We start from the raw sequence: 23,903 nt of genomic DNA on the forward strand, positions 1-23,903 counted from the left end.
AAGGTTGATATAATACACAAGCACGGCCAGCATTATTACCAAGAACGCGACTTAACCCATCCTTTGCCATGTCCGGAGCACTGCATGTGTCTGATTCTCTTCGCCCTGGAGCAACACCCGGACTTTCCCCTGGTGCTTGCGGCCAACCGGGATGAATTCTACCGACGTCCGACCTTACCCATGCACTGGTGGCAGGATCAGGACCTACTGGCAGGACGGGACCAACTCTCTGGCGGAACCTGGCTCGGCGTGACGCCCAGCGGGATTGTGACTGCCGTCACCAACGTCCGGGAAAGCAGCCAGGCCCCCGGCGTCAAATCCAGAGGTGAGCTGCCCATTCGGGGCCTGACCCCGGACCTGGACAACCTCGAGTCCCGACTCTGCCAGGACAGTACGGCCTACAGCGGCTTCAACCTGGTGCGCCTTGCCGGCAATAGTGGATGGTACTTCAGCAATCGCGATTCCCACCCCGGGCGCTATCTGCACCGGGGTGTTTACGGCGTCAGCAACCATCTGCTCCAGAGTCCGTGGCCCAAGCTGGTCAAGCTGCGCCGGGAGCTTGCCCAACTGCTGGCTCCGAAGACCGCACCAAGCGCCGACACCTTGCATAGCACCTTGCTTGAGCGACTTCACGACAGAACACCTGCGCCCGACAGCATGCTGCCGGATACCGGTGTCGGAATTGCCACCGAGCGATTTCTGTCTTCACCGTTTATTGCCAGCGATGACTACGGTACACGGGCGACTACCATAGTCACCATAAACGGTACCGGCGAGGTTAGAGTTACCGAGCAGACCTGGCATGAGCGCGGGCACCCAGGTGAACTCCTACGTTTTTGCTGGCAGAAATCATCCGACCAGTCTGATTAGACATCAGGCTCTGGTATACTCCGCAAAACTCGTCCAACCGCCGGAGGCCCATAGTCATGGCCGACCAGACCACTGTGCCATCCATTGCCGATTTCGAGCGTTCTCTCAATGAGCTGGAGACCCTGGTGAGGGATCTTGAGCAAGGTGAGCTGACTCTCGAGCAGTCCCTGGGTGCCTTCGAACGAGGTGTCCGGTTAACGCGGGCGTGTCAGCATGCCCTCAAAACCGCGGAGCAGAGGGTGGAGCAACTGGTGCAACGGGAAGATGGCAGCCTGGAGACCCGGCCCTTCAGTCCCGATGAGGCAGAATGAAAACGACCGTGTCCGATAAACGCCCCCCTTTCCTGGATAGCTACCGCTCCCGGGCGGAAACTGAACTGACGTTGAGGCTATCACAGGTCAGTGGTGCCGGCCGCCTGCAAGAAGCCATGACATACAGTGTGCTGGGAGGTGGAAAGCGCATCCGGCCAGCCCTCTGCATGGCGTCCGCCCGTGCTATGGGAGAGCCTGAAGACCGGGCTGTGCTGCCGGGCTGCGCCATTGAACTTATACACGCCTATTCGCTGATCCACGATGACCTGCCAGCCATGGACGACGACGACCTCCGCCGGGGCCGGGCCACCACCCATATTGCCTTCGATGAGGCTACCGCCATTCTGGCAGGAGATGCACTTCAGGCACTCGCCTTTGAATGGCTGAGTGAAGCACCCGGTCTCACCGATCCGGTTCGCTTGCGAATGATACGTGAGCTTGCGGTGGCAAGTGGCCATCGGGGCATGGTGGGCGGCCAGGCCATAGACCTTGCTTCCGTTGGCCAGACGCTTACGCTTGAACGCCTGGAGCTTATGCACAGGTGCAAGACCGGTGCCCTGATCGAAGTCAGCGTAAGGCTCGGGGTCCTGACCGCCAACCGCCTGGATGACAACCGTATCGAGTCGCTGCATGCCTACGCCAGAGCTCTGGGTCTGGCCTTTCAGGTTCAGGATGACTTGCTCGATGTGGAGGGCGACACCCAGACCCTCGGCAAGACCCAGGGCGCCGATGCGGCACGCTGCAAGCCTACCTACCCGGCCCTGTTGGGCATTGCGGGCAGCCGCGAGCACCTGGCGGGGCTTCTGCGGACTGCGCTGTCACATCTCGACGGTTTTGGCGAAGAAGCGGATGCGCTCAGAGCGATGGCGGATTTCGTGGTCGCCCGCAGCCATTGAATAATGACCGCATTGGGTGTGAAAGTAGCAGCCTTGATCCCATATAATACGATTTCGTGACACACGCTCATTACCTGGATAAGACCCAAGCGGATGCAGGATACCTACATATTCAAGGAAATCCCGTCACAGCAGCCCAATACACCGCTGCTGGACCAGATTGACACGCCGGACCAGCTCCGCCTGCTGTCAGAGGAACAGCTGCCCCAGCTGGCCCGGGAACTCCGCTCGTTTCTGCTGTGGTCCGTCGGGCAGACCGGGGGTCATTTCGGCGCAGGCCTTGGGGTCCTGGAGCTTACCGTCGCCCTGCATTACGTCTATAACACCCCAGAAGACCGCCTGGTCTGGGACGTGGGTCACCAGGCCTATCCCCACAAAATACTGACCGGCCGGCGCGGGCACATGGCAACCATTCGCAAGAAGAATGGTCTGGCAGGTTTCCCAAAGCGGGCAGAGAGCCCCTATGACACCTTTGGTGTTGGCCATTCCAGCACCTCCATCAGTGCAGCCCTGGGCATGGCCATTGCTTCACAGATGCAGGGCACCGCACGCAAGAGCGTAGCGGTCATCGGGGATGGCGCCATGACCGCAGGTATGGCGTTCGAGGCCCTGAATCATGCGGGCCATATTCGGGCTGATCTGCTGGTTATCCTGAACGATAATGACATGTCCATTTCCCACAACGTGGGCGGGTTATCGAACTATTTTGCCAAACTGCTGGCAAGCCGGACCTACAATCAGGTTCGAGACAGCAGCAAGCGGGTGCTCCAGGCGACGCCTAACCTCATGGCCCTGGCCCGCAAGACCGAAGAGCACTTCAAGGGCATGATTGCACCCGGCACCCTGTTTGAGGAGCTGGGCTTCAATTATATCGGACCTATTGATGGTCATGATTTACCACTACTGGTAGAAACCCTGGAGAACATACGAGAGCTTGATGGCCCCCAGTTTTTGCATGTGGTCACCAAGAAAGGCAAGGGCTTCGCGCTGGCAGAGGCAGATCCTATTGGCTATCACGCCATTAACAAGATTGAACCGGCACCACCTGTAGCCCCTGCCTCCGCCAGCCCGACACCCAAAAAGCCCAAATACGCCAATATCTTCGGCCAATGGCTCTGCGATGCGGCAGAACTGGATGAGCGTGTGGTTGGTATTACGCCGGCCATGTGTGAAGGCTCGGACATGCTGGCTTTCTGTCAGCGCTTCCCGAATCGCTATTACGACGTTGCCATTGCCGAACAGCATGCCGTAACACTGGCTGCAGGCCTGGCCTGCGACGGGGCCAAACCAGTGGTCGCGATCTACTCTACCTTTTTGCAGCGTGCCTACGACCAGCTCATACACGACGTAGCCATACAGAATCTGGACGTACTGTTTGCGATCGACCGAGCAGGCCTAGTCGGCGAAGATGGCCCAACCCACGCCGGCGCATTCGACCTGAGCTACCTCCGGTGCATCCCCAACCTCATTGTCATGACCCCGTCCGACGAAAATGAGACCCGGCAGCTTCTGCACACAGGCCTTACCTTTTCCGGCCCGGCAGCCGTGCGCTATCCTCGTGGCACAGGGCCCGGCGCGGCTGTTAACCAGCACCTTGAGCCCCTTCCCATCGGCAAAGGCCAGCGTGTCAGAGAAGGCAAGACCGTGGCGATCCTGAACTTCGGCACACTGCTGAGCTCGGCTCTGGATGTGGCAAACAGCCTCGGTGCCACCGTGGCTGACATGCGATTTGTGAAACCCCTTGATGAAGCGCTTATTCTGGAGCTGGCCACGCAGCATGAATTGCTGGTGACCGTTGAGGAAAACGCCATTGCAGGTGGCGCTGGCAGTGCGGTGTCAGAATTTCTTAACGCCCAGGGCGTCGATATTCCGATGCTTAACCTGGGACTACCGGATCTGTTCGTCGATCACGGCAAGCGCGAAGAGTTGCTGGCCGAGTGTGGCCTGGACAGCGATGGCATGCTCGCAGCGGTGCGAAAACGACTGGATCGCATGAAGACAGGCAAAACCCTCAAAGCCCTACCCTAGAGAACCGGAAGCGGCCGGGTCAGAGCCCCGGGTCGTCATCCTGATGGGTTTCCAGCCAGTGGCCCAGCTTGCTCTGCTTGGTATTGAGATAGTGCTCGTTGTGGGGATTGCGGCCCACATGGATCGCCACTCGCTCGGCAATCTCGATGCCCAGCTCCTCAAGCGCCAACACCTTCTTGGGGTTGTTGGTCATCAGCTTGAGGCTGCGAATGCCCAGGTGGCCCAGCATGTCCCGGCACATGGTGTAATCTCTCAGGTCGGCTGCAAAGCCCAGCTGCTCGTTGGCCTCGACTGTGTCGGCACCTTGATCCTGCAGATTGTAAGCGCGGATTTTGTTGAGCAGGCCAATACCCCGCCCTTCCTGACGCAGATATAGCAGTATGCCTCTGCCTTCGCGGGCGATGCTGCGCAATGCTTCCTCGAGCTGGTAACCGCAATCACACCGCATACTGTAGAGCGCATCGCCGGTCAGGCATTCGGAGTGGGTTCGGGCCAGCATGGGCTCGGGATTATCCAGCGGACCGAGTGTGAGGGCGATATGCTCCTTCCCTGTGGCCAATTCCTCAAAGCCATGCATATCGAACACACCAAAAGGCGTCGGTAATCGGCAGGTCTGGATGTAGCGAACGACCACAGCATTCCCTCGTGTGTATAAACTGGCCGCGCATTTTAGCAGAAGCTGTACTTTGGGCGTAGTTTGATTGGCCTGTTTAAGGTTATCAAACTACGGCAGGGGCGCGGATACCCTAATGAGCGTGAACACTTACGCTGACTGAAGCCATACAGATTGGCGATAAGCTGAACGAATGCGGGGAAACCGGATCAGCGAAGCTTGATCAGCCGCCGGTCGCGCTCATGAAACGAAGGATCTGAGGCTCTTCATCCAGATCAAAATGGTGTTTTTCAGGTTTCAGTGCCATGGCCTCACGGAGCGCTGCCTGCACCCTGGCATCCACAGCCTCGCTGCCCGCATCGCCTTCGCGCAATACCCGACGCAGATCCATTGAGTGCTCATTGCCAAGGCAGAGTAGCAACCGCCCCTCGGTGGTAACCCGAACCCGGTTGCAGTCACCGCAGAAATTGTGGCTGTGGGGTGAAATGAAGCCAATGCGGTTGTCGTGACCCGGTGCACGGTAGTAACGGGAGGGGCCCCCGGTTGCATCACCGACCGCCTCCAGTTTATACCGCTCAGCAATCAGGCTGCGGATCTCCGCACTTGGGATAAACGCTTCTGCCCGGTTGTGCTCAGTAATAATGCCCAAGGGCATCTCTTCAATAAAGCTCAGGTCCAGACCTTTGGCCCGCGCGAACTCAACCAGGGAAAGAACCTCATCGTCATTGCGGCCCCGCAATATGACGGCGTTCAGTTTGGTATGCTCAAAACCGGCCGCCCGGGCCGCCTCAATCCCGCTCAGTACCTGGCCCAGGCGTCCGGTTCGGGTGAGTTCTCGAAATCGCTCAGTATCCAGACTGTCGAGACTGATGTTCAGCCTGTTCAGACCGGCTTTGCGAAGAGGCTCTGCGAGATCCTGAAGACGCCCACCATTAGTGGTCATGCAGAGCTCTTCTAGACCCGGCAGTGTCGCCATGGACTTGACCAGGTCGACTATGCCCGGGCGTACCAGGGGTTCACCCCCGGTCAGTCGGATCTTGGTGACTCCAGAGGCCACGAGATTGCGAGCCAGAACGACCATTTCCTCCAGGGACAGCACTTCCGATTTGGGCAGGAACTGCATGTCCTCGGACATACAATACACACACCGGAAATCACAGCGGTCAGTGACGGATATCCGGACGTAGGTTACCTGACGACCAAAATCATCGACGAGGGTTTTTTGCACGCCCATATCAGGCTGACTTCCAATGCCCACTGCGCCCACCTTTCTTTTCCAGCAGGCGAATGCGCTCGATGGTCATGCCCCGGTCCACTGCCTTGCACATATCATAAAGGGTCAGAGCCGCTACCGAGGCCGCTGTCAGAGCCTCCATTTCAACACCGGTCTGGCCGGACAACTTGCAGAAGGTTTCGATATGAATCGCATCGGGATTATGGGATGGCGTCAGCTCGACCTTGACTGAACTGAGGTTCAGGGCGTGACACAGGGGAATAAGTTCATGGGTCTTCTTCGCGGCCATAATGCCGGCCACCCTGGCGACCGCCAACACGTCACCCTTGGGATGCTGACCTTCTACAATCATGGCAAGGGTCTCAGGCGCCATGTATATGTAGGCTTCTGCGCGGGCTTCACGCACCGTTTCGGACTTTGAAGAAACGTCCACCATCCGGGCTGCGCCCTTTTCATCGAGATGAGTTAGTTCGCTCACAAACGCTCCTGTCCGGACATTTCTGTCAGCATAACAGATTAGCCCCGCGCCACCAGTTTCCTATGCCGGCGACACCCTGCCCGCCACAAGCCCGAACCTTCTCCAGATCGGAGCGCCTTAGGCCACCCAGGGCGTAAACGGGCACGGGTGAATCTTCCACCAGAGCGGTAAAGCGCTCCCAGCCCATAGCCGGCGCTCCAGGATGGCTGGCGGTGGGCGTAACCGGACCGAGGGTTACGAAGTCGGCACCCAGAGCGACAGCATGGCTGATCTGGCAGGCGTTGTGGCAGGACACCGCCAGCCAGCGATCTGGTGAAAAGGGACGCTTTTCACACGCTGACGCCTGGGCCCAGGTGAGATGCACACCCGCTGCCTCGACTGGGGCATGGGGGCCATGGACCAGTAGCTCTGAACCCGCCTCACGGCAAAGCTCCCGGGCTTCCGTCACCATTGCGCGGTAGTCTGCCCGGTCCAGCCAGGGTGCCCGAAGCACTACCAACGGAACACAGTTGCGGGCGAGACTGTCCTGGAGCTGGACCAAGCCCTCTGTGACCGTACGGAAGCCACCGGTAATGCCATAATAGTCAGGCAGCCGGAGTGCCCGGATAATCGATCGGTTGGCGGCTGGAAAATCCTCATCACGCAAGTCGTCAATTACGCGCCAGCCAATGGGCTGTCCTTCCCTGCCCTCGGGGTTCCCCTCAAATGCGGCGGTTTGCCAGACATCCAAAAAAACCTTCTTGTCGCCGTAGTCGTGGCGGATACCGATGACCGGCTGCCACTGACCAGCCTCCGTCTCCAGCCCGGTCTCCTCGGCCAGCTCACGGACCAGCGCCTGGCGTATGTCCTCGTCCGCCTCAACTTTACCGCCGGGGAACTCAAGCAGGCCTCCCTGGTGGACATGATCCGGCCGACGGGCAATAAGAACTCTGTCACCGGACCGCACCACCGCGACGGCCACATGGACTTCAGCCTTCATGGAAGCCGGCTCAACACCACCATAAGCAACCTCAGGAACGGTACTCGGCGTTTATTGTCACGTAGTCGTGGGAGAAATCGCATGTCCAGACCCGCTCCCTGATCTCACCCCGGTTGAGGTTTATCGCAATAGTAATCTCCGGTTCATTCATCACCGCCTGACCACGTTCCTCGCTGTAGTCATCAGCACGGCCACCGCCCCGAACCAGGCAGACATCGCCCAGATGGATGGTCAACGCATCCAGATCCAGGTCCGGAACCCCGGCTCTTCCCACCGCCGCCAGAATACGACCCCAATTGGGGTCTGATGCATACAGAGCAGTCTTCACCAATGGCGAATGGGCAATGGTGTAGGCCACGTCCAACGCCTCCTTCTGGGATGCGGCGCCACTGACCTCAATGGTGATGAACTTGGTCGCCCCTTCGCCGTCCCGCACGATGGCATGGGCCAGAGTCATGAATACCTCCCTCAGAGCCTCTCTGAGTTCCGGCAGCAGCAGGCTGTCGCTGTTAATTTCTTCATTGCCGGCCTTGCCGGTGGCTATCAGCATGCAGGCGTCATTGGTCGAGGTATCGCCATCAATGGTTATGCGGTTGAAGGACTCTTCGCCCAACTCTGATGCGAGCACCTGGAGGAGCCTGGGCTCAATGTTGGCATCGGTGGCCAGAAATCCCAGCATGGTCGCCATATTGGGGCGAATCATTCCTGCGCCCTTGCTTATGCCAGAAATGGTGATGGTGTCATCACCCAGCCTGAACCGTTTGCTGGCCCCTTTGGGCAGGGTATCAGTGGTCATGATGCCATGGGCCGCGTCAGTCCATCCGTTAGCATCCAAGGCCTGGATGGCAGCCGGCAGCGCAGGCACAAGCCGGTCAGTTGGCAGCGGCTCGCCGATGACTCCGGTGGAAAACGGCAGTACCTGGGCCGCTTCAACACCAGTTTCCTTGGCCAGAGCCTGGCAGCAGGCCCGGGCATCGGCAAGACCCTGGGCACCGGTGCCGGCATTGGCGTTACCGGTGTTGATCAACAGATAGCGCGGGCTTGCATCCGACATGTGCTGCCGGGCCAGGGTCACCGGCGCCGCACAGAATTGGTTGCGGGTGAATATGCCGGCCACGTGGCTGCCCTCATCCACTTCAATAACCACCAGATCCTTGCGCCCGGGTTTTTTAATGCCGGCACTGGTCACACCAAGCCGAACGCCGACTACCGGGAAAAATTCTGGTAACGGTCCTAATCCTACCGCCATGGGTGCCTCCTCGTGGATTTGTGTCAGCCTGCAAGCAAAAACCCGCAGCCTGTTTTCAGGGTGCGGGCGCTGCGTTAGTCCTCTGTCACGGACGCCAGCTCAGCTGATTTTGCCGTGACACTGCTTGTACTTTTTACCCGACCCACAGGGACAGGGCTCATTGCGACCCACTTTGCGCTCCTGTCGAACGAAGGTATCCCGAATGGCCTGCTGTTGGGCGCCCTCTCCGCTTTCAGGTTTCGGCTCTGCAGTAGCGCTAGTCTCATCATGACGCAATTTGGCGGCCGCCAACTGTCGGTCCAGCTCTTCGCGACGACGGCGTTCCACCTCTTCCATCTCTTCCTTGGTCTGAACCTTGACGTGGCAAAGAACCCGGGTCACGTCACGCTTCATGGTTTCAAGCATGGTCTCGAACAGATTGAAGGCCTCGCGCTTATATTCCTGCTTGGGGTTCTTTTGGGCATAACCCCGCAAATGAATGCCCCGGCGCAGGTGGTCCATGTTGGACAGGTGCTCCTTCCAGAGCGTATCCATCACCTGCAGGAAGACCTGCTTCTCGAAGTTGCGCATGGGCTGGGCACCGACCACTTCCTCCTTGGCACGATAGGCCGCCACGACCTCTTCAAGAATACGCTCGCGCAGATTTTCCTCAAACAGCTTCTCGTCTTCATCCAGCCATTTCTGAATGGGGAGGTCGATGGCCATCTCGGACTGCAGCTGGGCTTCGAGACCGGAGACATCCCACTGCTCAGGCATACTCTGAGGCGGTATGTACTCAGTGATCACTGCATTCACCACATCTTCGCGTATGGTGTCGACCATTTCCGAAATGTCTTCCGACGACATGACCTCATTGCGCTGATCGTAAATTACCGTACGCTGGTCATTGGCAACATCATCATATTCCAGCAGGGTCTTACGCATATCGAAGTTTCGGCCTTCGACTTTGCGCTGGGACTTTTCGATGGCGTTGGTCACCATCCGGTGCTCAATGGCCTCCCCCTTCTTCATGCCCATGGCCTGCATGATGTTCTTGACCCGGTCCGGTGCAAAAATCCGCATCAGGTTGTCTTCCAGGGAGAGGAAGAAGCGGGAGGAGCCCGGATCACCCTGACGCCCGGCCCGGCCTCGCAGCTGGTTGTCGATACGGCGTGATTCATGGCGCTCGGTACCGATGATGTGAAGGCCGCCGGCTTCGAGAATCTGGTTATGACGCTCGCTCCAGGCTGCCTTGATCTTGGCGACCTCTTCTTCGGAAGGATTCTCCAGACCCGCAACCTCATGCTCCCAGTTACCCCCGAGCACGATGTCAGTACCACGGCCCGCCATGTTGGTCGCAATGGTCACCGCCCCCGGGCGGCCAGCCTGGGCAATGATCTGGGCTTCGCTCTCGTGCTGCTTGGCGTTAAGGATCTTGTGGTCAAGCTTGGCCTTCTTGAGAAGCATGGATAGCAACTCAGAGGCTTCGATTGAGGCGGTACCCACAAGAATCGGCCGTCCTTCCGCGGTCACGTCCTTGATTTCGTCAATAATGGCGTGGAACTTCTCTTCCTGGGTGAGATAAATCAGGTCATTGTAATCAATCCGGCGGATAGGCTTGTTGGGCGGTATAACCACCACATCGAGCCCATAAATTTGCCGGAACTCGAATGCTTCCGTATCCGCCGTACCGGTCATACCGGCCAGCTTGTCGTAGAGCCTGAAGTAGTTCTGGAAGGTCGTCGAGGCCAGAGTCTGGCTTTCGGCGTGGATGGGCATCCCTTCCTTCGCCTCGATAGCCTGGTGCAGCCCTTCGCTCCAACGACGGCCGGGCATGGTACGCCCCGTATGCTCGTCGACGATAACGACCTGGTCGCCCTGGATGATGTAATCCACATCCTTCTGGAACAGATGATGGGCCCGCAAAGCCGAGTGGACGTGGTGCAACAGGCTCAGATTGGTGGCTGAGTATAAACTCTCGCCTTCTGCAAGCAGGCCGCGCTCTGACAATAGCTGCTCCACCTTCTCATGGCCGGCCTCGGTCAGGTCTACCTGGCGGGTTTTCTCATCGATTGTAAAGTCGCCCTCCGGATCGCCTTCCTCGGGTATCTCACCTTTCACCAGGCTGGGGACAAGTGTGTTTACTTCCCGGTACATCTTGGAGCTGTCTTCGGCAGCACCGGAAATGATCAGCGGTGTACGGGCTTCATCGATGAGAATGGAGTCGACTTCGTCGACGATGGCGTAGTGCATACCTCGCTGGACCTTGTCAGCGGTGCTGAAGGCCATGTTGTCGCGCAGGTAGTCAAAGCCGAACTCGTTGTTAGTACCGTAGGTTATGTCTGCCGCATAGGCGTTGCGCTTCTCTTCGGTGCTCTGGCCTGCGACCACGACACCCACCTGCATGCCCAGGAAACGGTAGAGCTTCCCCATCCACTCCGCATCCCGGCGTGCCAGGTAATCATTGACGGTGACCACGTGCACGCCTTTTCCGCTAAGCGCGTTCAGGTAAACAGCAGCGGTGGCCACCAGGGTCTTGCCCTCACCGGTTTTCATCTCGGCAATGTGGCCTTCATGAAGGGTGATACCACCGATGAGCTGGACATCAAAGTGCCTCATGCCCATCACACGCCGACTGCCCTCGCGGACAGTGGCAAAGGCTTCCGGCAAAATCCGGTCGATGCTCTCACCCTCATCAAGACGGCGACGAAACTCAATAGTCTTACCCTGCAATTCCGAGTCCGACAGCGCTTCAAATCCCTCTTCGAGTTCATTGATACGTGTGACAATCTTTCGCATGCGTTTGATTTCGCGTGCGTTTTTACTGCCGAACATCTTGGTTGCAAGCTTCGTGAACATAGACCACTGCTTCTCTGGTTTTTCGGAGAGCGTTTGATTCGAGGAAACCAACGCACGGTCACGGCCAGGTGGCGGTCAGAAAAACACACTGACACAATGCTTAACCCGCACCGGTGAAGACGGCATTCTAACCTTATTTAACGGGAGGACAAAAGGCAGTGCCTCAAGTGGGCGCTAAACGCTATCATCCTCGGCACTATCGTCACCCAGTCATCTGCTCGCGCGCTGGATGTAGTCTTCAGGGTTGCGGCTTTTGCCATGACGCAGAACTTCAAAATGCACGTGAGGGCCCGTGGAACGACCGGTGCTGCCCATCAGCGCAATCACCTGGCCCTTTTGTACAACATCACCCAGACCAACCTCCACGGTTTTGGCATGGGCATAGCGAGTTACAAGGCCATCACCGTGGTCGATCTCAACCAGATTGCCGTAGCCATGACGTTCTCCGGCGTAGGTAACAACACCGGCGGCAACCGCAATAATGTCACTTCCCTCTTTACCAGCCAAATCCACCCCGTCATGCCAGGTACGCTTGCCGGTGAACGGATCAGAACGGTAACCGTATCGGGAAGAAAGCCATCCCCAGGTAATTGGCCGGCCAGCCACGAAACGGTCGTCTTCCAGCTTCTTACGGGAGATAAGGTTGTCGAGGAGGCGCAACTGTTGCTCGCGGTCTGCCAGACGGGCATCAAGCTGATCAATCATCCGGCTGAGCTCTGGCGCCGAAAACGAATCGCCATCGACAGAACCTTCGGGTCCACCCATGGCCGCAGGCTGGTCAAAGTTGAACTCTTCATTACTCACAAGCCCAGACTCAACAAAACGCTGGCCAAGGGCATCAAGTCTTAAAAGCCGACCCTGCATCTCACCCAGACGCAGGGTCAGGGCGTCCACTTGCTGACGGCTTTTTTCGCTGAGACGACGGACATCTTCCCGCTGGGAGTCGAGTCTTAGCTGCCACTGACGCAGGACCGGTGTGCCGACAACGACCGCCTCATCACCCGTGACCCCCTTCGACGCCAGCGAGTATCCAAACCAGCCTGCACCGCCTATCAACAGGCCAAGCATACCCAGCACAGCAATCGCGACTGGAATATTGACCGGAAGCACACGGGATTTTCCATATCGTCTGCCAACGATGATGACGTTCATAGGCTGTTGTGAATTCATTCTGGAGCCGCAAGTCGTCCGTTTGCCGTGCGTCTCTCATGAACTGGCTTCCGGGCATCCTGGCCAGGTGCAGGGCACTGACCCGAAGATCGGAGCGTGCCTCATAAATGCATGCCTGGGGTGCAGCGGCAACTGTTCACGAAAGCGTTGTGCAGGCGCCGTAGACATACACTCCAAGTCAATGTAAAACGGAGTGTAATACACGGGCACCTGATTCACCGTGCAAAAGTGTAACCAATAGTAACCGTATCCGTCGAGTTTTTCTCCATATCATGAAGAAGCCAAGGCTGGACCTGAGCCCTAATCAGCACACACGCAACCCCACGCTGCGAAACCTGCTGGACAAGGCCGAAACCCATCGGGAAGTCGAGAAGAAAGTCCTTCGCGCCCTGCCGACCGGGCTGGAAAACCGGGTCAGGTTCGTCAGTCTCCGTGAGGGGGATATGACTCTCAGCACCGATACTTCGGCGGTCGCAAGTCAGATACGTATGCGCCAGCATGAGATAATGGCAAACCTTCGGCAGGAACCCGTCTTCCAGTACGTCTGGCGCTTGCAGATAAAGGTGGTACCAGCACGATTCCGGAACCGGGCTTCACACACCAAAGAACCGATCAGCCATAAAAATGCCCAGCTCCTCAAAGAGGAAGCCGGGCACACGAAGGATAAAAACTTACGCGAGGTTCTCGAAAAACTCGCAAGCCACGTCCGTGACTAAGGCATCCCGCCTTAGAACTGGGCAGCCAACACAGGTTTTACATACGAAATAGGCGCATTGGCTTCGTCGTCGAAGGTTACGACTTCCCATGCATCCTGTTCCGCCCTGAGCTTGCGCAGCAGCTTGTTATTCAGGTCATGGCCTGATTTTATGCCACGGAATTCACCGATCAGGCTGTTACCCAGCAGGTAAAGGTCGCCGATGGCATCCAGCACCTTGTGCTTGACGAACTCATCTTCGTACCGAAGACCATCTTCATTCAGGATCTTGTAGTCGTCCACGACGATGGCGTTATCCACGCTGCCACCCAACGCCAGATTCATTGCACGCAACTTCTCAATATCGCGCATGAATCCGAAGGTCCGGGCCCGGCTGACTTCTTTCACAAAGGATGTGCTTGAGAAATCAACGGTTGCCGTCTGAGCGCGCCCCTTGAAAACAGGGTGATCGAAGTCAATGCCAAAGCTGACTTTGAAGCCTTCGAACGGCAGGAAAGTCGCCTTCTTGTCGCCCTCTTCAATGGTGACTTCGCGCTTGATACGAATGAAGCGTTTGGCCGACTCCTGCTCAGCAATACCGGCTGACTGCAACAGGAATACAAACGGACCGGCGCTTCCATCCATTATCGGAACTTCAGCAGCGCTGAGCTCAACGTAGCAGTTATCGATACCCAGACCCGCCATGGCGGACAGAAGGTGTTCGACGGTCGCCACCCGGACAGTGTCTTTTACCAGTGTGGTGGAAAGCATGGTCTCGCCAACGTTCTCGGCGCAGGCCTTGATTTCCACCACAGGGTCCAGATCTGTGCGTCGGAACACGATACCCGTTTCGACCGGAGCCGGCTTGAGGGTCAGGTAAACTTTTTCACCCGAGTGCAAACCAACGCCGGTCGCACGGATGGTGTTTTTAAGCGTCCGTTGTCTGATCATCAGTACATAAATCCGTCACAAAAGTGAGATATCGTATAGGCAAAAGTGTGCCCTAAGATACCAAAGAATCGGGCTGAACACCATTTAACCAATTCAGGCTCACCCGAATTGTGATTCAGTCCGGCGCCATGTGTCTCCTACGCTGCAAAACCCGCAATGGTTTTTATTAGCATAGAAAACCTGATAGCAACACTTTATCAATCAGCCTGACGACGCAGGAATGCGGGAATATCGAGATAGTCGACCCCGTGTTCTTCTGTGTCACTGCGCTGGTCGATGGCAACGTTGCCATGAGCCACTGCCCGACGTCGCAATACGGCCGGCCGGTCCAGCTGGTTGTAATCGGTTTTACCATCCAGCGTGCGGGTGTTGTCCACCACCTTGGTGGGCTTTTCCCGGTCGCCGCCAAGGCCTGTTGCAACAACGGTAACCTTGAGCTCATCGGTCATTTCAGGATCGATCACGGTGCCTACAACCACAGTGGCGGAATCCGATGCGAACTCACGCACGATATCCCCCACTTCCGAGAACTCGCCCAAGTTCAGGTCCATGCCAGCCGTAATATTGACCAGTATGCCCTTGGCACCCTGCAGGTTGATGTCTTCCAGCAGCGGACTGCGGATCGCCGCTTCTGCCGCTTCGCGGGCGCGGTTTTCGCCGGTTGCGCGAGCGGTACCCATCATTGCCATGCCCATTTCGGACATAACCGTCTTCACGTCCGCAAAGTCAACATTGATCATGCCATTGCGGGTGATCAGGTCAGCAATGCCCTGTACCGCACCCAGCAGGACATTATTGGCTTCGGCAAAGGCATCTAGAAGGCTAGTCTTTTTTCCCATCACGGAAAGCAGTTTTTCGTTGGGAATTGTAATCAGCGAATCCACCGTCTCCTCAAGCTCTTTCAGCCCAGCTTCAGCAACCTTCATGCGCTTGCCGCCCTCAAATAGGAAAGGCTTGGTGACCACGGCGACGGTCAGAATACCCATCTCCCGGGCAACCTCTGCCACTATAGGCGCAGCGCCGGTACCGGTTCCGCCGCCCATTCCGGCGGTGATGAAAACCATATCGGCACCTTTAAGGGCTTCTGCGATACGGTCCCGGTCTTCCATGGCAGACTGCCGGCCCACTTCCGGATTGGCGCCCGCTCCAAGTCCCTTGGTGATATTGCCGCCGAGCTGGATGACCTGCTTGGCCCCCATGTCGGTCAGTGCCTGGGCATCGGTATTGGCGCAGATAAAGTCCACGCCTTCAATGTCGCTATTCAACATGTGCCGGACGGCATTACCACCACCACCGCCGACGCCAATTACCTTGATCACAGCGTTTTGCTGCACATTATCCACTAGTTCAAACATTCCCCTACTCCTTCGTGCTGTTGTCGGCCTTTTTGAATGGCCGTTCTTTTCGAGATACCTTCGTTTGACCGGACTACCGGCCGTCCTGTTACTCTGGTTTACCGTCAGAAATGCCCTGTAAACCAGCTTTTTATGCGCTCAAACAACGACGGCACATGCTCGCCCTTGAGCACCGGCCCCCGGCCAACGTCCATCTGCCGGAAGCCATAAATCAACAGGCCCACGCCGGTGGCGTAAATCGGGTTGTTGACCACTTCAGTCATGCCAGATACCCGCTGCGGTGAAGCCAGCCGGACAGGCATGTGGAAGATTTCTTCAGCCAGCTCAACCACTCCTTCCATGGTCGATGAACCGCCTGTGATCACGATGCCCGCAGGCACCAGGTCTTCGAAGCCGGAACGTCTCAGCTCCGACTGGACCAGCGTAAACAGTTCCTCATAGCGAGGCTCGACCACTTCTGCCAGGGCTTGCCTGGACAGATCCCTTGGGGCCCGTTCACCAACGCTTGGTACCTTGATGGTCTCGTCTGCACCTGCCAACTGGGTCAGGGCACAGGCATACTTGATCTTGATCTCTTCGGCATTCTGGGTTGGCGTGCGTAGGGCCATCGCGATGTCGTTGGTAACCTGATCCCCTGCAATGGGGATGACCGAGGTATGGCGAATAGCTCCGCCGGTGAATACCGCGATATCTGTAGTTCCGCCACCGATGTCCACGACACAGACACCCAGCTCTTTCTCGTCCTCAGTCAGAACCGCATAGCTGGACGCCAGCTGTTCCAGAATGATGTCGTCGACTTCCAGGCCACAGCGGCGCACACACTTCTCAATGTTCTGGGCAGCGTTCACGGCGCAGGTGACCAGATGGACTTTGGCCTCGAGCCTTACCCCGGACATGCCCATCGGCTCCTTGATGCCCTCCTGGTTATCGATGACGAATTCCTGGGGCAGGATATGCAGCACCTTCTGGTCAGCAGGAATGGCCACCGCCTGGGCCGCGTCAATGACCCGGTCGATATCTGCCTGAGTCACTTCCCGATCACGAATCGCCACGATGCCGTGAGAATTCAAGCTCTTGATATGGCTGCCGGCGATACCGGCGTAGACCGAGTGAATGCGACAACCCGCCATCAGCTCTGCCTCTTCCACCGCTCGCTGGATCGCCTGGACCGTGGTCTCGATATTGACCACTACCCCGCGTTTCAGACCCCGGGACGGGTGGGAACCGATGCCCACCACTTCGATGGTGCCATCCACCTTGCGCTTGCCAACGATGGCAACCACTTTGGATGTGCCGATGTCGAGGCCGACAATCATGTTTTCTGTTTCAACCGATGACATGTGTTTCACCAAACCCTGGGTTCATTAAAGACATCATGTGTTGCTGCCAGGCGCTTGGCCCAACTGCTTCCATTTCACCGCGACACCGTTGGTGTAACGTGCATCTATTCGTTTTACTTCATCTGCCCTTGCTTCGAGCTGGCCTTCATAAACCGTAAGGAAACGCCGGAAGCGCTCTTGTACCTGATCCCGTCCCAGGGCTACCTCTATGCCGTTGGCCAGCACCAGAGTCCAGGCTCCCCGGGTTTCAAGCTTCAGTCCCGCAAAGCCGTAGCCGCGTCCCGCCAGTGTCTCCGCCATGCCACGGGCCAGGGAGACGACTTCCTCGAACCGCTCATCAGGTCCTGAGAGCTTTGGCAGGGCACCTGCCACGTCCAGGTTCTCAGGCTGGAACAGCCGACCTGACCGACTGATAAGCTGGGCGTCATTCCAATACGCGAGAGGTTTTTTCTCCCGTATCTCGACTTCGAGGGTACCGGGCCAAACCCTGCGTACAGCAGCAGTTTCGATCCAGGGACGCTGTTCAACCGCCACCTTGATGTCGGCGAGATCGGTCGCGAAGAAACTGCGGCCGACCCACTTGCTGACCTGTGCCTCCAGATCTTCCCTGCTCTCTCCGGTAAGACTTCCCTCAATCTGAACCGATTCAATCTGACGATCCATCGCGGACAGAACCTGACCGGTACCCCAGGGCACCAGCCCAGCCAGTGTCAGAACCGTCACCCCTAGGGCCACCTGTCCCCAGGGCATCACGCTGAAGAAGACCTTGAGCATGCCGAAGCGATCATGCTCAGGCTCAGACGCGCTGGCGCCACGGCGCCGGGGAGGCTCGGACGGAACATGGCGGCTGCGCAACAACAGGCGGTCATGCATGACGATGCTCCAGGGTGTCCTTGAGAATCCTTACAACAAGTTCTTCAAAGCTGATACCAGCAGCCCTTGCAGCCATGGGCACAAGGCTGTGATCGGTCATGCCGGGCACGGTGTTGACCTCGAGAAGCCAGAAATCGCCTTCCTTGTCCTGCATGATGTCGACCCGCCCCCAGGTCCGACAGCCCAGCACCCTGAACGAGTCGACCGCAAGTTTGTGAAGGCGCAGTTCCTGCTCCGGAGCCAGTCCGCAAGGGATCTGGTAACGGGTATCGTTGCTCAGGTATTTGGCGTCGTAGTCGTAAAATACATGGTCGGTGCTCAGCCCGATGGCCGGCAGAGCCTGGTCCTGGAGCACGCTGACGGTAAATTCCGGCCCCTCGATCCACTCTTCCACCAGAACCAGCGGATCATGCTCACTGGCGGCCCCATAAGCCTCAATCAGTTCATCTCGGCTGACGACCTTGCGAATGCCGATACTGGAGCCTTCCCGGGATGGCTTGACACTCAATGGCGCTCTCAGCTCTGCCAGCACGGCATCGGCCTCTTCGGCCGAAGCCATGGCCCGGAAACGCGGTGTGGGCAGGCCACAGCCGGCGAACACATACTTGGTACGTAACTTGTCCATGGCCAGGGCCGAGGCCAGGGTTTCGCTGCCGGTAAAGGGAATGCCCGCCTGAGACAAAATCGCCTGTATGGTGCCGTCTTCACCGCCGCGGCCGTGCAGAGCGATAAACGCCCGATCAAACTCTGGCTGATCCAGAACCTTCAGCAAACTACCACGGACATCCAGCCCGAACGCATTGACACCCGCAGCCAGCAGGGCGTTGAGAACCGCTTCGCCACTTTTCAGGGACACTGCCCGCTCAGCGGAATCGCCGCCCATCAGGACGGCAACGCGACCAAAGGCGTTACGGGTGGCTCTGTCCACCTGGTAACCATCGACCTGATGCCCCTGCGCGTTCATTTCACTCATATGCAATCACTCCTGCAGCTGCAAGTCTTGCCGCTACGCCACCAATATCGCCAGCGCCTTGGGTAATCAGCAGGTCGCCATCTTCAAGCGTGGTGGTCAGAAGCCGCTCGATCTCACCGTCGCTTTCCACATAAATCGGTTCCAGCTCGCCCCTTTGCCTGATACTGCGGCACAAGGCGCGGCTGTCCGCACCGGTAACCGCTGGCTCACCCGCGCTGTAAACCTCCATCAGCAGCAGCGCATCGACATCGGAAAGGACCCGCACGAAGTCTTCGTAAAGATCCCGGGTGCGGCTGAAGCGGTGGGGCTGATAAAGCATGACCAGTCGGCGGTCAGGCCAGGCATCACGTGCAGCACGGATAACCGCGGCTACCTCAGTGGGGTGATGACCGTAGTCATCCACCAGAGTCACGGTCCCGTTGGGTGTGCGGTAGTCGCCGTAAACCTGGAAGCGTCGGCCAACGCCAGCAAAGCCCGCCAGACCCTGGCAGATAGCCTGGTCGTCTACCCCTTCATCGGTCGCAACGGCAATGGCTGCGAGGGCGTTCAGCACGTTATGGCGGCCGGGCATTCGCAACTCGACCTTGAGGTCAGACCGGCCGCCCGGACGCTTGACCAGGAAATGGGTGCGCAGGCAGTCGGAAACAATGTCCACTGCGCGGTAGTCTGCTCTCGGGTTGTCGATGCCGTAGGTAATAATGGCCCGGGAAATACGCGGAATAATTTCCTGCACGTAACCGTCGTCGACACACATGACGGCGATCCCGTAAAAAGGCAGGTTGTGAAGAAAATCGATAAAGGTCTGCTTCAGTTTGCCCAGATCCCCGCCATAGGTATCCATGTGGTCGGCTTCTATGTTGGTTACCACTGAAATCACAGGCGTGAGGTGAAGGAAAGAAGCGTCGCTTTCATCCGCCTCTGCAACAAGGTAGCGGGAGCCGCCCAGTTTGGCATTGGTTCCGGCACTGTTCAGCTTGCCGCCGATAACAAAGGTAGGGTCCAGCCCCGCCTCTCCAAGAATTGAGGCGATCAGACTTGTGGTAGTGGTTTTGCCATGGGTGCCCGCGACGGCAATACCGTGACGGTAACGCATGATTTCCGCCAGCATTTCAGCCCTGGGCACTACAGGAATCCGGCGCTCACGTGCAGAGACCACTTCCGGGTTGTCCTCGCCCACCGCGGAGGAAACCACAACCACATCCGCGTTGGCGGTATTTTCGGCGACGTGGCCTATCCGGACGGTAACACCCAGCGCTTCAAGACGCTCGGTCACGGTGCTGCTGCGCAGGTCGGACCCGGACACATCATAGCCCTGATTCTTGAGCACTTCGGCAATGCCACTCATACCGGCGCCGCCAATCCCTACAAAATGGATGCAGCGGATCCGGCGCATCTCAGGGACCTGGAAGACCAGAGGCGGGTTGGTCAGGTCAGACATTGGCTGCCTCCAGACAATAGTTCACTACTCTCTCCGTTGCGTCGGGGCGCGCCAGCGTACGTGCTGCCTGCGCCATGCGAATGACCTGCTCGCGGTTGCCGGCCAGGTCACCCAAGACCTCTGACAGCAAGTCCGCTGTAAGTTTTGCCTGGGGCACCAGCAATGCCGCCCCGGCCTTGACCATGTAGTTGGCGTTCTGGGTCTGGTGATCATCAACGGCATGGGGAAAGGGCACCAGAATCGCGCCCAGGCCCGCAGCACAAAGCTCCGCGACGGTCAGAGCACCGGCCCGGCAGACCACCAGATCAGCCCAGGCGTAAGCCTCCGCCATGTCTTTTATAAAGGGGTCCACCTGACCCTCGACTCCGGCAACGCTGTAGGCCTGCTGGGTGGCTTCGAGATGCCGCTCCCCACACTGATGCCGGACCTGGGGTCGGTCATCCACCTGCATCTGTGCAAGAGCAGCCGGCACACATTCATTGATAGCCAGGGCGCCCAAACTGCCCCCCACAACTAGCAGCCGCAGCGGCCCGGCGCGATTAGCCATCCGGCTCTGTGGCATAGCAATCTCAGCCACATCGGGACGCACCGGATTTCCGGTACACCGGGTCACCACATCGTTGCCGAAGCTGCCCGGGAAAGCCTCCATAACGGTTTGGGCAAACCTGGCCAACAGCCTGTTGGTCAGGCCGGCCACAGCGTTCTGCTCGTGAACCAGTAGAGGTCTGCGGGTAAGCCAGGCGGCGACTCCGCCGGGGCCGGTGACGAAACCGCCCATGCCGACCACGCAGTCCGGCCGGACATTCGCCATGATTTTCAAGGCCTGGGCCAGACCTCGAACCAGGCGCGCAGGAGCGGCGACCAGGGCAAGCTTGCCTTTGCCCCGCAGGCCCGATACTGAAATCAGAGATAGGGGAATGTCGGTCTCTCCAATCAGCCGGGCCTCCATTCCGCCGACCGAGCCAAGCCAATGAACGCGATGGCCCCGCTCCTGCAACAGGCGAGCCGTGGCTAGCGCCGGGAATACATGGCCGCCGGTACCGCCCGCCATCATAAGGAAGCACTTACTAGTCATAGACCGCACCTCCAACATGCCCAACACCAGGAGATTCGTCAGGACTCTGGGCATCCAGACGTTCAATCTCGACCCTCGCAAGAATCCCGATCGAGACACAGGTAATCAGAAGACTGCTGCCGCCATAACTCATCAGGGGCAGAGTCAGCCCCTTGGTCGGCAGCAGACCGGTAGCCACAGCCATATTGATGCTCGCCTGTAGCCCGATCAAAAGCGTAATGCCGTAGGAGAAGCAGGCCGCAAACGGCATCTGCGCCCGCTCTGCCCTACGCGCGATGGCAAAACCGCTCAGCACCAGAATGGTAAACAGCGCCAGCACAAGTAATGATCCGATCAACCCAAATTCTTCTGCGATGATGGCGAAGATGAAATCGGTATGGGCTTCCGGCAGGTAGAACAGTTTCTGTATCGAGTTGCCCAGACCAACGCCGGCCCAGTCTCCGCGGCCAAAAGCGATAAGGGACTGGGTCAACTGGTAACCTGAGTCAAACTGATCTTTCCAGGGGTCAAGGTAGCTGACCACTCTTTTAAGACGGTACGGCTGGGTAAAAATGAGCAGCGTACCGACAAAGACACAGATCGCAATGAGTGGCAAAAAGCGGCTTAACCTGACCCCGCTCAGGAAGATCATGCCGAGAGCCGCGGCCATCAAGACGACCGTGGCGCCAAAATCGGGCTCGATCACCAGCAGCATGGACGCCACGGTCAGAACCGCAACGGGCTTGAGGAACCCGATCCAGGTATTCACCAGTTCATCCCGACGCCTCACTACATAGCCTGCCAGATAGGCAATCAGGCACAGCTTGGCAATCTCTGACACCTGGACATTGAACAGTCCCAGGGAGATCCACCGCGTTGAGCCGTTCACCGTGGTACCAAAGGGGGTCAGTACCAGAACCAGCACGAACAGGCTGATACCCAACAGTAACCAGCCACTGCGCTCCCACCAGCCAAGGGGTACGTTGGCAGCGACCAGACCCACCGCACAACCAAGGCTGGCAAAGATCAGCTGCCGCACAATGAAGTAGTAACTGTCTCCCGTCAGCTCTTCGGCCATATCCATGGACGCCGAGGAGATCATGACCACACCCATCACCAGCAATGCCGCAGCGCTGCCCAGCAGAACGGAGAGCAACGGGATTTCGCTTACAGAGGCGAGGCTTGCCAGCATCGGACGCGTGCTCATGACAAGGCCTCCACATGCCGGGCGAAATGGGCACCGCGATCTTCATAATCCCTGAACATGTCAAAGCTGGCGCAGGCGGGAGACAGCAGTACACGATCCCCGGGCCGGGCACAGTTGGCAGCGCGGCTTACAGCCTGGTCCAGGCTATCCGCCAGTGATATCTCCGTGCAGCCCTCCAGTGCTTCAGCCAGAAGACCCGCATCACGGCCGATCAGGATAACGTGGCGACAATGTTGCCTTACAGGTTCTGCCAGACTGGTGAAATCAGCACCTTTGCCTTCGCCTCCGGCGATCAGGATGATCTTGCCTTTGGCGGGCGCAAGGCTCTTGATTGCAGCGACAGTCGCTCCGACATTGGTGCCTTTGGAGTCGTTGATGTAGTCAACGTGCCCCAGGGTCCGTATGTGCTCGCAGCGGTGAGGCAGGCCGCGGAAGTTGCAGGCAACTTCCACCATGACTGACATGGGCAGCCCGACCGCATGCCCAAGGGCAAACGCTGCCATGACATTGCTCAAATTATGAGTTCCCATCAAAACAAGAGACTCGGCCCGGACCAGATTCTCAAAGCCCCAGGTGATCCATGTGCCGCCATCATCTTCCCGGGTACTGAAAGTCTCCGGATTGACCCGGTGCATGCCGTAACACAGAAAACGAAGGGAATCCCGGGCCATGGGTGTACTCAACGGGTCGTCCAGATTCACTACAGCTATCTTGCAGGCGTTGAAAATCCGCTGTTTGGCCTGAAAATAAGCCATCTTGGTTGGGTAGCGGTCCATGTGGTCGTCACTGATATTGAGGACCGTCGCCACTTCTGCAGCCAACTCTCGTGTTGTCTCGAGCTGAAAACTTGATAGCTCCAGCACATAGAGTTCAATGTCCTCTGACAGCAGGTCTAGCGCAGGCGTACCGATGTTGCCTCCCACGGCGACCCGGCGGCCCGCGGCCTCAGCCATTTGACCCACAAGAGTGGTCACCGTGGTTTTGCCATTGGATCCGGTTATCGCAACGATAGGCGCTTCGGCAAAGGTACTGAAAAGATCAATGTCCCCAGAGATGGTCGAACCTTTTCGTGCCGCCTGCTGGATTGCCGGCTCCTCAATACTGAGGCCAGGGCTGACAATCAGCTCGTTGAAGCCACTGAAGACCTCCCCATCAAACGTACCCAGATAAACCGGAACCTCAGGCCATTGCTGCCGGAGCTGGTCCAGCCCCGGGGGCGCTGACCGATTATCAGCCACAGCAACGTCTCGCCCCTGCTGGCGCAGGAAACGCACGCAGGAAAGCCCGGTCTTGCCGAGCCCTACTACCAATGTGCGACGATCTGACGTTATGAGACTCATTCAGTTTCCAGC

20 protein-coding genes and 1 pseudogene are annotated in these 23,903 nt (G+C 58.0%); 5 read left to right on the plus strand and 16 right to left on the minus strand.

The genetic code is table 11. The annotated features are described in order from the left end of the window. The first annotated feature begins 84 nt into the window (after positions 1 to 84). The 4 genes from G7W63_RS01215 (at position 85) to dxs (ending at position 4,105) form a co-directional block, all read left to right on the plus strand. Entirely contained in the window at positions 85 to 870 is a 786-nt protein-coding gene (locus tag G7W63_RS01215) for an NRDE family protein (RefSeq protein ID WP_166251894.1), read from the plus strand. Positions 871 to 926: 56 nt separating this feature from the next. Next, positions 927 to 1,181: an exodeoxyribonuclease VII small subunit gene (locus G7W63_RS01220; protein ID WP_166251897.1), complete on the plus strand. Its 255-nt coding sequence runs from the start codon at positions 927 to 929 to the stop codon at positions 1,179 to 1,181. Next, positions 1,178 to 2,077: a polyprenyl synthetase family protein gene (locus G7W63_RS01225; protein WP_166251900.1), complete on the plus strand. Its 900-nt coding sequence runs from the start codon at positions 1,178 to 1,180 to the stop codon at positions 2,075 to 2,077. Before G7W63_RS01220 ends, G7W63_RS01225 begins: the two co-directional genes overlap by 4 nt. A gap of 93 nt (positions 2,078 to 2,170) precedes the next feature. Further along, a complete protein-coding gene (gene dxs, locus G7W63_RS01230) occupies positions 2,171 to 4,105 on the plus strand; it encodes a 1-deoxy-D-xylulose-5-phosphate synthase (RefSeq protein ID WP_166251903.1) in 1,935 nt (644 codons plus the stop codon). A 19-nt stretch (positions 4,106 to 4,124) separates the two neighbouring features. Here the strand turns inward: dxs and ribA are convergent, their stop codons facing one another. The 7 genes from ribA to G7W63_RS01265 all read right to left on the minus strand — a co-directional run bounded on the left by ribA (position 4,125) and on the right by G7W63_RS01265 (position 12,666). Beyond that, entirely contained in the window at positions 4,125 to 4,739 is a 615-nt protein-coding gene (gene ribA / locus G7W63_RS01235; RefSeq protein WP_166251906.1) for a GTP cyclohydrolase II, read from the minus strand. A 202-nt stretch (positions 4,740 to 4,941) separates the two neighbouring features. Then, positions 4,942 to 5,952, minus strand: coding sequence for a GTP 3',8-cyclase MoaA (gene moaA, locus G7W63_RS01240; RefSeq protein WP_166252047.1), 1,011 nt, complete (start codon positions 5,950 to 5,952; stop codon positions 4,942 to 4,944). 1 nt (position 5,953) lies between these two features. Continuing rightward, on the minus strand, positions 5,954 to 6,430 hold the full coding sequence (moaC, locus tag G7W63_RS01245) for a cyclic pyranopterin monophosphate synthase MoaC (RefSeq protein WP_166251909.1): 477 nt from the start codon (positions 6,428 to 6,430) through the stop codon (positions 5,954 to 5,956). A 25-nt stretch (positions 6,431 to 6,455) separates the two neighbouring features. Continuing rightward, complete coding sequence (locus G7W63_RS01250) at positions 6,456 to 7,409, minus strand: Nudix family hydrolase (RefSeq protein WP_166251912.1); 954 nt, start codon at positions 7,407 to 7,409, stop codon at positions 6,456 to 6,458. A gap of 31 nt (positions 7,410 to 7,440) precedes the next feature. Beyond that, the gene (argJ, locus tag G7W63_RS01255; protein ID WP_166251915.1) at positions 7,441 to 8,658 is read right to left on the minus strand and encodes a bifunctional glutamate N-acetyltransferase/amino-acid acetyltransferase ArgJ; all 1,218 of its coding nucleotides are present in this window, start codon (positions 8,656 to 8,658) and stop codon (positions 7,441 to 7,443) included. Positions 8,659 to 8,757: 99 nt separating this feature from the next. Further along, complete coding sequence (gene secA / locus G7W63_RS01260; RefSeq protein ID WP_166251918.1) at positions 8,758 to 11,496, minus strand: preprotein translocase subunit SecA; 2,739 nt, start codon at positions 11,494 to 11,496, stop codon at positions 8,758 to 8,760. A gap of 210 nt (positions 11,497 to 11,706) precedes the next feature. Continuing rightward, positions 11,707 to 12,666: a M23 family metallopeptidase gene (locus G7W63_RS01265; protein ID WP_242634267.1), complete on the minus strand. Its 960-nt coding sequence runs from the start codon at positions 12,664 to 12,666 to the stop codon at positions 11,707 to 11,709. A gap of 272 nt (positions 12,667 to 12,938) precedes the next feature. On the opposite strand from G7W63_RS01265, the gene G7W63_RS01270 reads away from it, so the two are divergent. Further along, a complete protein-coding gene (locus tag G7W63_RS01270) occupies positions 12,939 to 13,382 on the plus strand; it encodes a DciA family protein (RefSeq protein WP_166251921.1) in 444 nt (147 codons plus the stop codon). Between the two features lie 11 nt (positions 13,383 to 13,393). Here G7W63_RS01270 and lpxC read toward each other — a convergent pair whose 3' ends face one another. The 9 genes and pseudogenes from lpxC to murD form a co-directional block, all read right to left on the minus strand. Further along, positions 13,394 to 14,311 (minus strand): UDP-3-O-acyl-N-acetylglucosamine deacetylase, encoded by a 918-nt coding sequence (gene lpxC, locus G7W63_RS01275; protein ID WP_166251924.1) that lies wholly within the window; start codon positions 14,309 to 14,311, stop codon positions 13,394 to 13,396. Between the two features lie 368 nt (positions 14,312 to 14,679). Further along, positions 14,680 to 15,666 (minus strand): annotated as a pseudogene (gene ftsZ, locus G7W63_RS01280) (cell division protein FtsZ); the annotation flags it as partial. A 104-nt stretch (positions 15,667 to 15,770) separates the two neighbouring features. Continuing rightward, a complete protein-coding gene (gene ftsA, locus G7W63_RS01285; RefSeq protein ID WP_166251930.1) occupies positions 15,771 to 17,006 on the minus strand; it encodes a cell division protein FtsA in 1,236 nt (411 codons plus the stop codon). A gap of 33 nt (positions 17,007 to 17,039) precedes the next feature. Continuing rightward, entirely contained in the window at positions 17,040 to 17,879 is an 840-nt protein-coding gene (locus tag G7W63_RS01290; protein ID WP_166251933.1) for a cell division protein FtsQ/DivIB, read from the minus strand. After that, complete coding sequence (locus G7W63_RS01295) at positions 17,872 to 18,843, minus strand: D-alanine--D-alanine ligase (RefSeq protein WP_166252053.1); 972 nt, start codon at positions 18,841 to 18,843, stop codon at positions 17,872 to 17,874. Before G7W63_RS01295 ends, G7W63_RS01290 begins: the two co-directional genes overlap by 8 nt. A gap of 1 nt (position 18,844) precedes the next feature. Further along, a complete protein-coding gene (gene murC / locus G7W63_RS01300; RefSeq protein ID WP_166251936.1) occupies positions 18,845 to 20,290 on the minus strand; it encodes a UDP-N-acetylmuramate--L-alanine ligase in 1,446 nt (481 codons plus the stop codon). Next, positions 20,283 to 21,365, minus strand: coding sequence for an undecaprenyldiphospho-muramoylpentapeptide beta-N-acetylglucosaminyltransferase (gene murG / locus G7W63_RS01305; protein ID WP_166251938.1), 1,083 nt, complete (start codon positions 21,363 to 21,365; stop codon positions 20,283 to 20,285). The genes murC and murG overlap by 8 nt, the downstream gene beginning before the upstream one ends. Beyond that, entirely contained in the window at positions 21,358 to 22,536 is a 1,179-nt protein-coding gene (ftsW, locus tag G7W63_RS01310) for a putative lipid II flippase FtsW (RefSeq protein WP_423202266.1), read from the minus strand. Before ftsW ends, murG begins: the two co-directional genes overlap by 8 nt. Before the next feature lie 11 nt (positions 22,537 to 22,547). Further along, positions 22,548 to 23,891: a UDP-N-acetylmuramoyl-L-alanine--D-glutamate ligase gene (murD, locus tag G7W63_RS01315; RefSeq protein WP_166251942.1), complete on the minus strand. Its 1,344-nt coding sequence runs from the start codon at positions 23,889 to 23,891 to the stop codon at positions 22,548 to 22,550. Positions 23,892 to 23,903 lie beyond the last annotated feature (12 nt).

The sequence above is a fragment of the Marinobacter salicampi genome, assembly GCF_011074795.1.
Taxonomy (GTDB): Bacteria; Pseudomonadota; Gammaproteobacteria; order Pseudomonadales; family Oleiphilaceae; genus Marinobacter; species Marinobacter salicampi.